The organism is Anoxybacteroides rupiense (assembly GCF_014196195.1).
Taxonomy (GTDB): Bacteria; Bacillota; Bacilli; order Bacillales; family Anoxybacillaceae; genus Anoxybacteroides; species Anoxybacteroides rupiense.
Genome location: NZ_JACIDF010000003.1, coordinates 371,582 through 386,926, shown reverse-complemented (window position 1 = coordinate 386,926; position 15,345 = coordinate 371,582). Strand labels below are relative to the sequence as shown.

The 15,345-nt window shown below is 42.8% G+C and carries 16 protein-coding genes; 1 reads left to right on the top strand and 15 read right to left on the bottom strand.

Translation table 11 applies throughout. From position 1 onward, the window contains the following. Positions 1 to 2 precede the first annotated feature (2 nt). The 8 genes from cas7i to GGQ95_RS07745 form a co-directional block, all read right to left on the bottom strand. Entirely contained in the window at positions 3 to 890 is an 888-nt protein-coding gene (cas7i, locus tag GGQ95_RS07780; protein ID WP_066146026.1) for a type I-B CRISPR-associated protein Cas7/Cst2/DevR, read from the bottom strand. Beyond that, complete coding sequence (cas8a1, locus tag GGQ95_RS07775; protein ID WP_183186574.1) at positions 887 to 2,659, bottom strand: type I-B CRISPR-associated protein Cas8b1/Cst1; 1,773 nt, start codon at positions 2,657 to 2,659, stop codon at positions 887 to 889. The genes cas7i and cas8a1 overlap by 4 nt, the downstream gene beginning before the upstream one ends. Continuing rightward, entirely contained in the window at positions 2,656 to 3,384 is a 729-nt protein-coding gene (gene cas6 / locus GGQ95_RS07770; RefSeq protein ID WP_066146034.1) for a CRISPR-associated endoribonuclease Cas6, read from the bottom strand. The genes cas8a1 and cas6 overlap by 4 nt, the downstream gene beginning before the upstream one ends. Positions 3,385 to 4,162: 778 nt before the next feature. Then, positions 4,163 to 4,408 carry a YrhC family protein gene (locus GGQ95_RS07765; protein ID WP_183186573.1) on the bottom strand — a complete coding sequence of 82 codons (246 nt, stop codon included), beginning with the start codon at positions 4,406 to 4,408 and terminating at the stop codon, positions 4,163 to 4,165. Positions 4,409 to 4,480: 72 nt separating this feature from the next. Next, complete coding sequence (locus tag GGQ95_RS07760; protein WP_183186572.1) at positions 4,481 to 5,614, bottom strand: bifunctional cystathionine gamma-lyase/homocysteine desulfhydrase; 1,134 nt, start codon at positions 5,612 to 5,614, stop codon at positions 4,481 to 4,483. Then, entirely contained in the window at positions 5,615 to 6,538 is a 924-nt protein-coding gene (locus GGQ95_RS07755; protein WP_183186571.1) for a PLP-dependent cysteine synthase family protein, read from the bottom strand. It lies immediately after the preceding gene. Between the two features lie 53 nt (positions 6,539 to 6,591). Next, positions 6,592 to 7,293: a 5'-methylthioadenosine/S-adenosylhomocysteine nucleosidase gene (mtnN, locus tag GGQ95_RS07750; RefSeq protein ID WP_159720173.1), complete on the bottom strand. Its 702-nt coding sequence runs from the start codon at positions 7,291 to 7,293 to the stop codon at positions 6,592 to 6,594. 18 nt (positions 7,294 to 7,311) lie between these two features. After that, positions 7,312 to 7,953 (bottom strand): class I SAM-dependent methyltransferase, encoded by a 642-nt coding sequence (locus tag GGQ95_RS07745; RefSeq protein WP_066146046.1) that lies wholly within the window; start codon positions 7,951 to 7,953, stop codon positions 7,312 to 7,314. Positions 7,954 to 8,328: 375 nt separating this feature from the next. Between GGQ95_RS07745 and GGQ95_RS07740 the strand changes: the two genes are divergently transcribed. Beyond that, entirely contained in the window at positions 8,329 to 8,535 is a 207-nt protein-coding gene (locus tag GGQ95_RS07740; protein WP_044744624.1) for a YrzA family protein, read from the top strand. A 29-nt stretch (positions 8,536 to 8,564) separates the two neighbouring features. Here GGQ95_RS07740 and GGQ95_RS07735 read toward each other — a convergent pair whose 3' ends face one another. The 7 genes from GGQ95_RS07735 to GGQ95_RS07705 form a co-directional block, all read right to left on the bottom strand. After that, entirely contained in the window at positions 8,565 to 9,188 is a 624-nt protein-coding gene (locus GGQ95_RS07735) for a YrrS family protein (protein ID WP_066146558.1), read from the bottom strand. Between the two features lie 110 nt (positions 9,189 to 9,298). Beyond that, positions 9,299 to 11,074: a peptidoglycan D,D-transpeptidase FtsI family protein gene (locus GGQ95_RS07730; protein WP_080862264.1), complete on the bottom strand. Its 1,776-nt coding sequence runs from the start codon at positions 11,072 to 11,074 to the stop codon at positions 9,299 to 9,301. Positions 11,075 to 11,129: 55 nt separating this feature from the next. Continuing rightward, on the bottom strand, positions 11,130 to 11,606 hold the full coding sequence (gene greA, locus GGQ95_RS07725; RefSeq protein ID WP_044744626.1) for a transcription elongation factor GreA: 477 nt from the start codon (positions 11,604 to 11,606) through the stop codon (positions 11,130 to 11,132). 156 nt (positions 11,607 to 11,762) lie between these two features. Further along, entirely contained in the window at positions 11,763 to 12,398 is a 636-nt protein-coding gene (udk, locus tag GGQ95_RS07720; RefSeq protein WP_080862263.1) for a uridine kinase, read from the bottom strand. Position 12,399: 1 nt separating this feature from the next. After that, on the bottom strand, positions 12,400 to 13,665 hold the full coding sequence (locus tag GGQ95_RS07715; RefSeq protein WP_183186570.1) for a peptidase U32 family protein: 1,266 nt from the start codon (positions 13,663 to 13,665) through the stop codon (positions 12,400 to 12,402). Positions 13,666 to 13,689: 24 nt separating this feature from the next. Continuing rightward, positions 13,690 to 14,619, bottom strand: a complete 930-nt coding sequence (locus GGQ95_RS07710) for a peptidase U32 family protein (protein ID WP_183186569.1) — start codon at positions 14,617 to 14,619, stop codon at positions 13,690 to 13,692. After that, the gene (locus GGQ95_RS07705; RefSeq protein ID WP_044744630.1) at positions 14,616 to 15,269 is read right to left on the bottom strand and encodes an O-methyltransferase; all 654 of its coding nucleotides are present in this window, start codon (positions 15,267 to 15,269) and stop codon (positions 14,616 to 14,618) included. The genes GGQ95_RS07710 and GGQ95_RS07705 overlap by 4 nt, the downstream gene beginning before the upstream one ends. Positions 15,270 to 15,345: the final 76 nt, after the last annotated feature.

The window sequence follows — 15,345 nt, the reverse complement described above, 5'->3', positions numbered from 1 at the left end:
ACTCACACACCGTAATACTCTTGGATTTTTGCGGACATGTATTGGAAAAACGGCTCAATCGGCGTCACTTTGCCTGCAAATTCATCGTAAAGCTCGCCTTCATTGGCAAACATGCCGCTCAATACACCCATACGCGTATCCTCACCAATCGCCTGCCCCACAAACGTTTGTTCCATGATGTCACGAATTTGTTTTGTCTTTACTTCCCATCCATTCGACGTGGCGCCCACTTCGACTCGGCCAAGGAAAAACGGGTTGGCTACCTCGTACATACCACCGATGACAAAAAGTGGAGATAAATTTTCTTGACGGCCGCGAATGTTTCGATTCAACCCTTTTAAAATTTCAAAGAGCTGTTGAATACGTCTCGCTTTTTCCTCATTTGGAAGTTCGATTTCACCGTCGACACCAACTCGACTTAAATCAATGGTGAGTGTATAGGTGTAAAAGCTGTGGTGCTGCTCAATGTTTGCAAGGTTAGCGTCTTGACCAATGCGGCTGGCAAGCCCCATATTGTTTAAAAACTCTAAATCGCTTTTGTACGGCTCAAGCGAAATCGCATGGCTTAACCGCACAACAGCCGGGCGTTTTTGTGAATTTTTATCCGTTTTTAAATACCCGAATAAATCCATTTCTACCGAATCTTCAATTGTCGCCTCTTTTTTAAATTGAACAACTCCGCTCGCTTTGTCGACTGTGTTTAAGTTCCATCCAAACCATTCATTCCCGAGGCGAACAATATCGTAGCGGATGCTTTGGCGCGATGCGTAAGTATGGACTTCGCCATTGCCGCGATGAAACTTTTTCAACTCTGAAATGTTCGCAATTCCTTCACCGTAGTTAAGAGAATTCGCTTGAAAAATCACCGTCATCGTCAATGCTTTTTTCATGCTTGTACCTCCTCTTGTTCTTCTTTATATTGATCTGCTAATAATCCTGAGATAAAAGCGTTGGCAACCGTCGCAAAATCTAAGTCGCGTTCATGGAGCGCATTTAAAAAAATCGGTGCGATTGGGCGGTCGACTGACATATAAACGCGAAACAACGTATCCATAAAACTTTTTTTATTTCCTGCTTTTGCAGCATTTAACAGACGATAGGCAATGCTTGTCACTTTTTTATCCGATCCGCTCGATTGAATCATCGCTTTGCGAATCTCCCTCCCTTGATGAAACAAGGCGCTTACCCTTTTATCAGCAGCGGTCATATCTTTCACTCCTTTTTTAAACTGCATAATTCGATTTCGTTCCCGCACAGCAATGTATGGACCGATCATGCTTTTTCCACTTTTGATGCAATCGCGCAAATAGTGGTAAATCACATAAATCGGATCGGCGCCGCGCAAAACGTGTTGAACAAAATGTTCGCGATAATCGTATGGCTTAATATAATCAAGCTTGTTGGCATATCTTTTAAAGTAATGGGCTAAGTACATAGGCAAATGATAGTAATGTAAATGCGTTTTTTTACTGCTATATTCAGAGAAAAACTCTAGGAAAAACAGATGTTCAACGACGTAATCCGATTCTTTTTGGATACCTTGGATCAGTTGGCTGACAATTTTATTGAATGGTTCTTTTTGCTTCTTTAACTGTTTAAAATGATTATTTTTTTGTAAAATCTCAGAAAACGTAGCGTCTGTTTGCACAAATCCCGCATATAAGCGCGGTTGTGTTTGTCCATTCACGCCTTCAGTTTTGAAATAAACAGCCACGCCGATCGGCGCAAAGAAAAGAACCATTTTGGCTAAAGAAGAAAGTGGTTTAGGTTGATCATCTTGAAAGTGCCAGCTAAAGTTAAACGCGTTATCTTTGGCCACGCCGATCGGAGAGAATACCATTTCTTCAAAATTGTAAAAAGCGATATGTTCATGAAAGAAAAGACAGTGATTCAACTTCGTTTTAACGTCTTCACGAATTTGGACAATATCTTTCTTTTTCCACCCCCGTTTCCACTGTTTGAACACTTTATAGTCTTTATGTTGATCTAAAAAAGCGTGCACTTCTTCCGAAGAAGTCGCTTGTTTCAATACTTGCTCCAAACCTAAATCACAAACAACAGGAACTATGTAGCTTTTTTGAAATTCTTCAATATGCTCTTCTAAATTTAAATTGTTTTTAGATACATTTAAAAATGAAACTTGACCAAAGAATGCTTGAAGGATGGTAGCTTTAAAATAATTAAAAGTCAGTTTCTCATTCACTTCGGGTTCATGAAGCACTTCCTTAAAAGAACGAACACAGTCTGTTAAGATCTCAAACTGTTCATATTTTTTTATTTGCTTCATTTGTTCCAAGACATGTTCTAGTTCTTTGTTAGGATAATATTTAAGCACTTTCTTTCCTATTTCCATCGTTTTTTTGATGGAAGATACAGCGTTTTTAAATTGCTCCTCTTTTTTCGCTTGTTCCATGTATGTGTCGAGCTTCTCGCTTTCACGTCTCGCAACGCTGTACTCATCCAACAAATACAAAAAATACGCCCGCGGCAATTGCGGCAATACATTCGTATCAAGCTCGATTCCCCACGGTTGAATGACCATACTATTTTTGTACTCATCATCGATGATTCCTTGCTTTTGTCCGTATTCAAAGACGCGGTAGAGCCCGACAAGCCCCATATTGATCATCCACTCGCCCATCCTCAGTTCAACTTTCATCCTTTCACCTCCTCCACTTCCAGCATGCCAAATCCTTGGTTGCGGCGTTTGGATAAACCGAGCTGATACAGCAATTGCAAATCATTAGGATGTCCTGTGATCTCAAAAAAACCATGGTACGCAGTAAAATACAAATAGGACTGATGCCCAAATTTACGCTCAAACTCCCGATTTGACTCTTTAACAACCATCTTTCTAAATTTAAGCGGTCGAATCAAAAGAGGCGTAAATAATCCAACTCCCCGATATTCAAATAAAATCAAATTGGCCAAATGATTGATATGCTTTTCATAGCTAGGATCATTAGGTGAAACCGGCAATCCTTGTTCATCTTCGACTAAAATAGGGGAAAGAGTACGGAAGACAACTTTAGAACCACCCACTTGTTTTTCTTTTACGATGCTCATTTTTTTCCTTGACAATTGATAATGTTTGTATAAGAATTCCTTGTTTTTTTGTAAACCGTTATACACATTCAATAAAAACTCATAGTCTGGAGAACTAAGTATAATCGTTAATTCATCTAATCTGATTTCATCATGTTCATATTCAAAGTTTTTGAGAAAAACCGAAAAAACAAATGGTTTTGTCCGTTTTCCTTGTCGATACAATTTTTGATAATAGGACTCGTCTGATGCTTTTAATGCTTCTTTCATGATGGATACAATGGTCATCCGATAATTAATAGGTATTTTGTCGGTTTTAAACGTACATAAAATTCTCATGACACACCTCCCCTTAATACATATGTACTATTCTAAATCACTCCAGCAAAAAATGTTGTCATTATTTGTCGAAATACTCTGTTTTTTATCGATCTATGTTCACCTCATTGCCCTGAAGCACAGGCGGCGTATCATAAAAAAAGGGCATACTGTTCGGGGTGTTTCTGAATATATATTTTTTCTAAAAAAATGAGCAATCTTGATACAACAATAAAAATTTTATCTTTTCAGCCTCTCCTTTTTAGATAGACGACCATAACAAACGTTCGACATTATGTAAGAATAAAACCTAATTTTATATGTAAACCTCAAATTCATGTAGCTTTTAAATAATGATATGTCTAAATCGCAACAATTCCATTATTTAACATAAACTAATTTTTTCAATGACTAAGTTCTGTTTGCTTTCTGCTAGATAGAACTAACCTCTTACATGAAAAGCGGCCTCTTATTCAAGAAGGCCGCTTTCTTCTACTTCACTCCGCTTCTACGCTGACTTCTGCGCTAATAATGAGCGCAATTGACGCTGTAATAACAATCCCCATCACCATGGCGAACATCCCTTTTTCCTCCCTTAACGGTTGTTTATTTTTATTTTACATCGATGAAAAGCAGGAAACGCAGCGGGTTTTTGAACAATTTGCGAAATTCGTTCTAGAGGCAATCAGGATGGCTATAGTCCATAAGTCCTTATTAAATAGCCATCATTCATTGTAAGTAATCCGGCCTATAAACCCATAAAAAAAAGCCGATCCTTCCTTTGTGAAGGATCAGCTTTCTATAGAGACATTTCGTCCTCATCTTCAAGCATTCGCCTGCATGAGGCTGAACGGCGCAGAAAATAGATCGAAGCGGCCAAAAAAGCCGCGATTGCAATAAGGATCAATGGCTTTTTGCCGGCTTCGAGCGCACCAGGTAAAATCACACCGAGATAAAACAGCGCGCCGATCGCCAACAAAACGAGACTGTACATTTTATAATCATTCGCCTTTGCGCGAAGCTGCTTTCGTTCCTGTTGACACAATTCCGCTTCCCTCCCTGATCCGTGCTTCTCTTTTCACTGTACCATAGGAAGGCGAAAAGAAGGCGATGTAATTTATGCCAATGCTTGTGCTAAATCCTCTAGCAAGTCTTCCACATCCTCAAGACCAACCGAAATACGGACAAGTCCATCAGTAATGCCAAGCTCTTCACGCCGCTTTTGTGGAATGGAAGCATGTGTCATTTTTGCTGGAAGCGAAATCAAGCTTTCTACAGCTCCAAGGCTTTCCGCAAGGGTAAAATATTGAACGCGGTTTAATAACTGATCCGCTTTTTCAGCGCTTCCCACATCAAACGATACCATGCCGCCAAAGCCGCGCATTTGCTTTTTCGCAATTTCATGATTCGGATGCGTTTCAAGTCCTGGATAGTAGATGTTTTTCACTGCTGGATGTCCTGCTAAAAACTCAACAATTTTACGCGTATTTTGCTCGTGCTCTTCCATGCGGATACCGAGCGTTTTTATACCGCGCATTAACAGCCATGAATCCTGCGGGCCGAGAATGCCGCCAGTTGAATTTTGAATAAAATGCAAATCTGTAGCTAACGGCTCCGAATTTACAACAACAAGCCCTGCGACCACATCACTGTGACCGCCCAAATATTTCGTTGCGCTATGAACGACGATATCCGCACCAAGCGCAATCGGTGTTTGCCAATATGGAGTGCTGAAGGTGTTATCGACAATCGTCAGCAATCCGTGCCGTTTGGCGATGGCGGCCGCCTCTTTCAAATCCGTAATTTTTAATAACGGGTTGGTTGGTGTTTCGATGTAGATGGCTTTTGTGTTCGGACGCAGCTGTTTTTCAATGTTCGTTAAATCGCTTGTATCCACAAATGTCGATTCAATGCCAAGGCGGTGGAGCACTTTTGTCATGACACGGTACGTACCGCCATACACATCATCCGTTAAAATGACATGATCGCCGCTATTAAACAGCATCATGACCGCTGTAATCGCCGCCATGCCTGAACTGAAGGCAAAGCCTGCATAGCCTTCCTCAAGGTCTTTTATAAGTTCTTCTAGAGCATGGCGTGTTGGGTTTCCTGTGCGGGAATATTCATAGCCTTTATGTCCGCCGACGCCCTCTTGCTTATACGTACTCACTTGATAAATCGGCACTGATACGGCTCCCGTATGCGGATCGCCAGCAACTCCGCCATGGATCAGCTTCGTTTTCCGTCTCATTTATATCCCACCTTCATAAATTTTTTTGCTTAAATACCGTTCGCTGCTATCTGGAAAAATCACGACAATATGGGTCCCAGGCGGGGCCTGAAGAGCCTCAAGCATAGCGGCGTGGAAAGCGGCGCCTGAAGAGCTGCCAACGAGCAAACCTTCTTTTGCTGCTAATTCCTGCACGCGTCGGAAAGCATCTTCATCGGTGATCGTATGAATGGCATCAAAGTAGCTCTCATCCATATATTCTGGAAGAAACTCCATACCGATCCCTTCCGTTTTATGTGGCCCAGGCTCTCCTCCATTTAAAATAGAGCCTTCTGGTTCAACAATGACGGTTTTGATGCCCGCATTTTTTTCCTTCAAAAATTGCGCCGTTCCCATGAATGTTCCGCCTGTCCCCGCACCAGCTACAAAAATATCAATGTTTCCATCAAGCTGCTCCCAAAGCTCTGGACCGAGCGTTTTGTAATACGTTCTTGGATTCGCCGGATTGGCAAATTGCTGTGGGCAATATGAATTTGGAATTTCTGCTAGCAGTTCTTTCGCCTTTTTAATCGCTCCCTGCATTCCATCGCTCGTCGGTGTATGAACAACTGTTGCGCCAAGCGCCCGCATGAGCTGCTGTTTTTCCACGCTGAATTTTTCCGGCACACAAAAAATCACATTGACGTTTTTGCCAATGGCCGCCAACGCTAATCCGATCCCTGTATTGCCAGCCGTAGGCTCAATAATGGTTCCACCTTCTTTTAGCTTGCCGCTTTCAAACGCATCCTGCAGCAATTCTTGGCCAAGGCGATCTTTTACGCTTCCACCCGGATTCAAATATTCCAGTTTAGCAAACAAACGCACGCCTTTTGGCAGAGGGAATCGGGTAATTTCCACAATCGGAGTATTTCCGACTAATTCGTGAACACTTTTGGCTACTTTCATGCTGTCACCTCTTTCTTCATCATGAAAAAAGGAGAGAGCATTCCCTCTCCTTCCTATGAATGTTTTAATTCATCCACCATCATTTGAACAAGCTCGGAAGAATGGAGCGCTGCTTTGTGCAAAAATTGCTCAAATGACACGTTTGATTCTTTACCAGCAATGTCAGAAAGGGCGCGAATCACAACGAACGGGACGCCAAATTGGAAGCATACTTGCGCAATGGCTGCCCCTTCCATCTCCACTGCATGCAAATCTGTTAGCTTCTCGCGCACAAATGCTACTCGTTCCGGATCGCTCATAAATGAGTCGCCTGTCGCAATCAAGCCTTTGACCACTTGGATTCCTTGAATGCGCTCAGCACTTGCTTCCGCGATAGCAACAAGTTTAGCATCCGCCGCATAGCGTGCAGGCATACCAGGTACCTGCCCATATTCATAGCCGAATACCGTCACATCAACATCATGATGAACAACCTCGCTGGAAATGACAATATCCCCCACATTGAGCGAAGCGGAAAATCCGCCTGCGGAGCCTGTATTAATCACATAATCCGGCCGAAAACGTTCAAGCAAAATCGTCGTTGACATGGCCGCATTGACCTTGCCGATTCCTGATTTTAATAAAATAACATCAACACCGTTTAATGTTCCTGTGTAAAATTCGCAATTGGCAGCAACCGTATCTTGACGGTTGTCCATTTTTTCTCTTAAAATGGCGACTTCTTCTTCCATCGCTCCAATAATTGCTACCTTCATCCCTTCAACCTCTTTCACCTATTGTTTCGTAGCCTCCATCAACCAAACAAAACGGTTCATCGGTACAAAAGATACAGAGAATCCGTGCTTCGTAAACATGCTCTCAAGCACCGGCAATGTCGGATAGTATTCGCGCTTTAAATCTTCAGCCAAATCATGAAACCCTTTTTCCTTTGCTTCGATGACCATTTGCTCGAAAGCCTCGCGATCGACGAAAGCTGTATCCGCAAACACTATTTTACCACCTTTGTTCAGCATCTTTCCATACTGGCTAATCGCTTGTTCTTTTTCTTCATCTGTCAGGTGATGGAAAGCATATGTGCTGACAATCGTATCAATCGGTTCATTCGGCAATGGAAAGCTTAAAAAATCGCCGTCCTGAATCGTGACCGTATCGCCCAGCTTTTCAAACGCCTTTTGGCGCATCGGCTCCGAAGGTTCAATACCATAAACCGTTTTGCCGCTGCGAAGCAATTTTTGCGTTAAATTTCCTGTGCCGACGCCAAACTCCAACACAACATTTCCTGATTTTCCAACAACTGTATTTAAAATCGTATCATATTCAGCAAATACATCTCGATATTGCTCGTCATGTCCATGAACAGATTCATCATATGACTGTGCCCACGTTTCAAATAAATCAAGGAATTCTCTACCCATCGATGTCACACTCCAAAATTTTTATAATTCATATAAGTATACTATGAATTAACTGCTATGCTGTTCTCAATCTATCATATTTTTTTCATTTGTTCAATGAAAATATGCTACACTACATGTGTATATAGAGAATTGGGCAGGTCCATTATTTTCGTTGCTTCGGTTAGGCGATTGTTTGATTCCGACGGTCGGGTGACCGAATTATATTGTGCTGCTTCCAAACCAATGAATGGGACTCGTCATTTGCTTCTCTGTCACGCACTTTAGCGTGACGACGGCACGTTCACTTGCGTCCGATCGCCGAAAAATAGAGCTTTTCCAAGCAATCATAAGCGCAATTGCCTATTTGTATAAATTAAGAAGGAGGGATAGCCATTGAACATTTCGCTTGACTTGATCCAAGATAAAGTCGAATGCTTTGAAGCCGCAGATTTAGCCACCTTAGAGAAAAAAATCAATGAACAAATCGAGCATAATAAAGCGCTTTTGCTCGAGGTTCATCATGTTTCCCATCAAATGCACGTCTCAGCAAACGGACAACGGTTTTACAGCGCCGTTGTTCATTTCAAAGCCAAAAAATAAACGGATTTCTCGCTTATGGAGAAATCCGTTTAATTTTTTAGCTGCTGCATTTTCGTCGGTTTCCATCCTTGATTTTCCACCCATTCAATATACACGCGATATTTGGCGCTTTTGTCCTTAGGAGAAATGGTAGCCACCGCTTTATTCGGACCATTGTTGCCAATAAACCACACAATCATATCTGCTGGCGACACTCCAGTGGCATAGCTGACAGCATCCAGCATTTCCTTCCAATCGACTGAATTCTCGTCAAATTGAGTGACATGCGGCTCTGTTTGCGTCGTCCCAATTGGCTGCCACGATGGATTAATAATTTCCTTCAACACTCCAGAAGAAGGATCGCCAGCTGTTTCAATTACTTCCTGTGATGGTTGTTCTTCTTCGGATGGCTGTTCCTCTTCATCAGCTGTTTCACCGTCCTTCTCTTGTGTTGTTTTTGTATCGCCTATTTCTACTTCCACCTTTTCATCTTCCTCTTCTTTTTTCTTTATGACTTTTTCTTTTGTCGCTGGCTGTGCGCTGTCCTTATCATCGTGCGAGAAAAGCAGCTGCCAGCTAAAAAAGATAATCAGCATTAACACGCACACAAGAGCGATATTTAACACGCGATTGATCTTTCGGCGTTTGGCACGCTGTTCAAAACGCGAATTCATTTCTTTTTCTTTTGCCAATCCTATCCCTCCCTGCGTCCTTACGATCGTTTTTATTGTAACATTTTGCTTCATCCTCATAAACGATTTCTTGATGATTTCGGATTTCCGTCCTATGAATGTTGTTTCGTATCAAACTCATATATTCTCTTGACAATATCATAAAATACATCATTTGTCACAGCTTGTGAGTTCGGACTGTCAAGATCAACAACAACCAGCACATATTTAGGCGCTTCTGCTGGAAAATAGCCCGCAAACCATTTATTAATCAGCGCTTCTCCATTTGCCGCCTTTTTTTCCGTTTGCGCCGTTCCCGATTTGCCTGCTACCGCATAGGGAAGCGTTTGAAATCTCCGGCCTGTGCCGCGCTCATCGGTAACGACCTTGCGAAGCAGCTCCTGCAATTTCGTCACTGTCGACCGCAACAGTGATCCTTCATTCGAAAACGGCTGCTTATGAAACGAAAAGAAGGTGGTTCCATTTTTATAGAGCATCTTCTCGACGGCTCTTACCTGTTCTGCTTCTCCTCCCCTAGCAATCGTGGCCATCATGTTAGCGATAGCAAGCGGAGAAACACGGACATTTTTCTGTCCAATCGACGTTTGCGCTATGGCTAGAGGAACGGACTTGTCGCTTTTGTCATACCAAATCGTCCCGCTTTTTTCTTCAGGAAGCTGGCGGAAATTTTTAAAATGATATACATCTCCCTCCCAACCGACAAGCGGATACAAACCAAGCATTTGCGCATATTGTTCAATGACGTTAGGGTCTTGCTTGACAAGCTCTTTTCCTAAAGTAGCAAAAGCGTTGTTGCAGCTGACAGCAAAACTTTCATCGAAAGGCAGCACGCCATAAGAATGCTCCGTATCAGGGGTAGCGCCGTCAATTTTTCGACTGCAATCAAATGCTCGTTTGTTAGTAGCCACCCCTTTATCGATAGCAGCAGCAGCGATCACCGTTTTAAAGACCGAGCCAGGAATTTGCGGGAGAAGCATTTGATTTTCCGCGGCATTATTTTTATATGGATCGCGCGGATCCATCGCTGGTCGGCTGGCCATCCCCAAGACGCTATTTGTCTCTACATCCAGCAGCACAGCTCCACCTTTTTTCAATTGGTGCTCCTCTAATACCTTCTCCATTATTCGCTGCAAGTCGCGATCGAGTGTTGTCTGAACCGTAATCGGATAAAAAGGATTTCCCGGATCGTTATATTTCACATCAATGCCAAATAACGGCCCGCCTTCTGCATCGACATGGTATAACAGCTTTGTTTCTCCCTCAGGCAGCAAAAATTCATCAAATGCCTTTTCTAATCCATGAATCCCGATTTTTGTGTGCGGCGAAAGGTTCCGGTCACGATAACGCTCTCGCAGCAGTTGCGGATCCTCTCGTGTAAAACCGAGCAGATGTTCAGCATACGGATGCTCCAATGGATATTGTTTATTAATGGCCAGGACACCCGGAATGTGGAGCTGGTTAATTTTTTTTATTTGGTTCTTTGTTAATGAAAGCGGTTTGTCTTCCGCTAAAAGCACAAACGGTTCTTTCGCATCTTGTAGCTGTAAACGAATGGAGCTTGCGGAAACGTGTAAAATGTCCGCCACCTTTTCCACTGGCCAATCCATTTTCTTTAAAAAAGGAAACAGGATAAGGGAAGGAACCGATTGTTCTGCAAGCGGCTGACCGCTGCGATCCACAAACGTTCCGCGCCCATCGCTAATGACCATTTCTTGTGTTCGCTGAGCCACGCTTTCCTCAATTAAATTCACATGATTTTTTGAAAATGATTCCGTGCTCACTAGTTGAATTTGGACGAGACGGCCAATTAATAAAAAAATGCCAAGTTGTATAAGTGCACTCATGATGATCATCCGTTTTTTGCTCATAAAAAACACCTCGTCTTCATTGTTGACGAGGTGTAAGATTTTAAAACCTTTTCTATTACTGTACAGCTACGATTTTGACAAGCATCTCGCCGCCAGGTGTTTGTACGCTGACTTCATCGCCTACTTTTTTCCCGATTAGCGATTTAGCAATTGGTGAATCATTGGAAATTCTTCCTTCAAACGGATCCGCTTCAGCGCTTCCGACAATCGTATATGTTTCTTCTTCACCATCAGGTAGCTCAACAAAAGTCACAGATTTTCCAAGAGATACGATATCTGGATTTTCAGTGTCTTCTTCGATAATTTGCGCATTGCGAATCATGTTTTCTAATGTTTGGATACGTGATTCTACAAAGGCCTGTTCATCTTTTGCCGCATCGTACTCGGAGTTTTCGGAAAGATCGCCAAATCCGCGTGCGATTTTGATGCGTTCAACGACTTCCTTGCGCTTGACCGTTTTTAAATATTCAAGCTCCTGTTCAAGCTTCTCCTTCCCTGCTTTCGTCATTGGATATTGTTTTTCATTTGACATATCCCCTTACCTCCTTAAATATTTATGTATATAAAAGGTACGAACGGCAAAGCGCGTTCGTACAAATAAGGCTTTATGAATATGCATATCCCTTAAGCCAAATGTCCGCGAACGGTAAGAAACGTTCATCCTTCATATGTTATCTATGCTATGTTATTACAAAAAAGACTTTTGTTCAAGAATTGTTTGAATTTTTGTAACCATCAAATCGATCGCTACGTGATTGTGACCGCCTTCCGGAATAATAATATCGGCATACCGCTTCGTCGGTTCAACAAATTGGTTGTGCATAGGACGAACGACTGAAACATACTGGTCAATCACGGATTCCAATGTTCGGCCGCGCTCGTTAATATCGCGCTGCAGCCGGCGAATAATCCGAATATCGGCATCTGTGTCTACATATACTTTAATATCCATTAAGTTGCGCAATCTCTCATCTTCTAATACGAGAATTCCTTCTAAAATAATCACATCTTTCGGTTCGACATAAATGACTTCATCCGCTCTTGTATGCAGCGTGTAATCGTAAACCGGCTTTTCGATCGACTCATAGCTGAGCAGCTTATGCAAATGCTCAATTAATAAATCATTATCAAAAGCTAAAGGGTGATCATAGTTTGTTTTTAGACGCTCTTCAAATGGAAGGTGGCTTTGATCTTTGTAGTAATAATCCTGCTCAAGCATTAAAATCGAATGCCCTTGAAAATGCTCATAAATGGCTCTGACAACACTCGTTTTCCCCGAACCGGAGCCGCCTGCGACTCCGATCACCACCGGCTTCTTCCCCATCTTAGCGCTCCTTTCTCATCATGTTGTACGGGAAGACATCTTTCTCTACTTTAAATTTTACGATTTGTAAAGGATGGCGCGCTGCATCGATCTCGTTTCCATCTTCATCCCAGATCGTGCCCACCACTTGGGTAAAGTTATCGATTTCCGGACCAAAAAATTCAACAACATCGCCAGGTTTAAAGAAATTGCGTTGCTGTAAAGTCACCATTTTCGTATCGCGGTCATAGTCCAACACAAAACCAGCAAAATCGTAGGTTGTTTTCTTGCCGTGCACCCCAAACATCTGTTCTTTATATCCTGGCACCCCTTCAAAAAAGGCAGGTGCGGTATCACGATTGGCACATTTATCAAGCTCATCGAGCCATTCTTTTTGAATCACAAAATGGTCTGGATCGGCACAATAGGCATCGATCACTTTGCGATAGACGCTGACAACGGTGGCCACATAATGAATCGACTTCATCCGTCCCTCAATTTTTAAGCTATCAATGCCCAATTCGATCATTTTGGGAATAGATTGAATAAGATTTAAATCTTTCGGGCTCATGGCAAATGGATCATCATTTTCATCAAATAAAGCGATTTCCTGGCTGCCATCAAGCTTGTACAGATCATAATCCCAACGGCATGATTGACAGCAGCCGCCGCGGTTGGAATCGCGAGCCGTCATATGGTTACTCAAGACACAGCGCCCTGAGTAGGCGATACACATCGCCCCATGGATGAAGGTTTCTATTTCAATATCCACCTTCTCTTTAATTTCACGAATTTCCTCCGCACTTGTTTCACGGGCCAGCACGACACGCTCCAGTCCTTCTTCCTTCCAAAATTGCACCGCTTTCCAGTTAGCCAAAGATTGCTGGGTGCTTAAATGCACCTCTAGCTTTGGCGCTACCCGGCGAGCCGTTTCAATGATCAGAGGATCCGCCACGATAATGCCATGCACACCCGCTTCCTCAAGCCCCTGTAAATACTCCTCAAGTCCAGGGATATTTTCGTTATGAGCATAAATGTTTGTCGTCACATAAATTTTGGCACCATATTTATTGGCAAATTGGACTCCTTCTGCCATTTCTTCAAGCGTAAAATTGTCGGCGTTGGAACGAAGCCCATATTCTTGGCCGCCGATAAAGACAGCATCCGCTCCATAATGGACAGCTACTTTTAATTTTTCTAGGTTACCGGCAGGAGCAAGCAGCTCAGGCTTTTTCACAATCACACGCTTTCCATTCACGATTTGCGAAATTTGATCATTTTTCAACATACCGCTCCCTCCTTTATGTTGCATTTAATAAATCGTTTCTTTAAAAAAGAAGCCTGTATCTAAAGGACGATGCTTTGGCTGAATCGCTTCAATTTCCTCCAACAGCTGCATTTTTTCCGCTTCATACTGCTCGCGGTTCCCCGCACATAAATCAATGGCACGGCGATAGATCGCTGTCACCTTCGTAATATAGTCCGATTCATGAAGCACACCGTCAATTTTAAAGCTATCGATTCCCGCATCCACCATTTCCTCAAGCTCGTCAATAATGCAAATATCATTCGGGCTCATAATGTGCGTCCCGTTTTCATCCTCAAAAATCGGGTATTTGTTACCGCGCTCTTTGTCATGCAGAAACATTCCTTTTTCGTACTTTTGCTTTTCAACTTCCATCTTTTTTCCTTGATATTCAAAATAGTTGCCGATGAGCGACCGCTTTGATTGAAACATACATGTCATTCCATGCACTTGCACTTCAATTTCCACTTCTGCATGTTCTTTAATCTCCATAATGGCATCCATATTTAATTCACGCGCTAAAACCGCGCGTTTCGCGCCCTTTCGCCCCCAGTAGTTGCATGTATACCAATTGGTTGCCGTTGTTTCCGTATTCCAATGGAGCCTCATATGCGGAGCTACTTCACGTACAGTCATTAATACAGCAGGATCTCCAAATACGATAGCATCCACGCCGCTATCAGCTAAAAAACGAATATACTCACCTAGTTCGTCTATTTTCTCATTATGAAAAATCGCATTCATCGCCGCATACACGCGAATCCCATGCTGGCGGGCCACTTCCACCGCTTCCGCCATTTCAGCGCGCTTAAACTCTCCAGCTAAGCGCAAACCATAGCGTTGTTCGCCAACTATAACGGCATCCGCTCCTGCCTGCGCCAAAGCATGGATATGGGAAACGTCTGTCGGTGTTACAAGCAATTCTGGTTTTTTCACTGTTTCTCACCTCTTTTTCTCGATATGGCAATGCCGTCGCCGACCGGCAAAATGACGGTATCATAAGCTTCATTTTGCATCAGCCACTGATTATATTGGCGAATTTTCTTCACAAGCGAACGAATTCGCTTATTTTCAATCCCATCTCCTGCCGCCACAAGCCCTTTAAAAAGGACATTATCGGTAATGATAACGCCACGGGGAGCCAAAAACGGCTCGTACATTTCAAAAAACCGCTGATACTGCCCTTTTGCTGCATCGATAAAAATGGCATCAAATGGGGCATATTTTTCTACTTCGCTGGATACTTCAAGCGCATCGCCAAACAGCGCATGAATCTGATGAGCTGTTTTGGTTCGCTCTATATAAAAAAGCGCGTTTTCATACCGCTCTTGATCGCGTTCGACCGTAACGATCGTCGCATTCGGCAGCGCCAGCGCCATCCGAATAGCCGAATAGCCAATCGCTGTTCCGATTTCTAAAATGCGCATTGGCTGAATAAGACGCAAAACGTGCAACACCACTTCGATCCCGACAGCATCCATAATAGGCACACGATGCTCTTGGGCATAATCTTCCATTTCTTGGATTACTGTTTCGCGTTTTGGCATAAGATCTTGCAAATAGCGAATGATGTCATGCGATAACAAACGTGCTCCTCCTCGTAAAAATAAGAGTCCACATTAGACTCTTATGAACGAAATATATAGGATCATACCCATAACT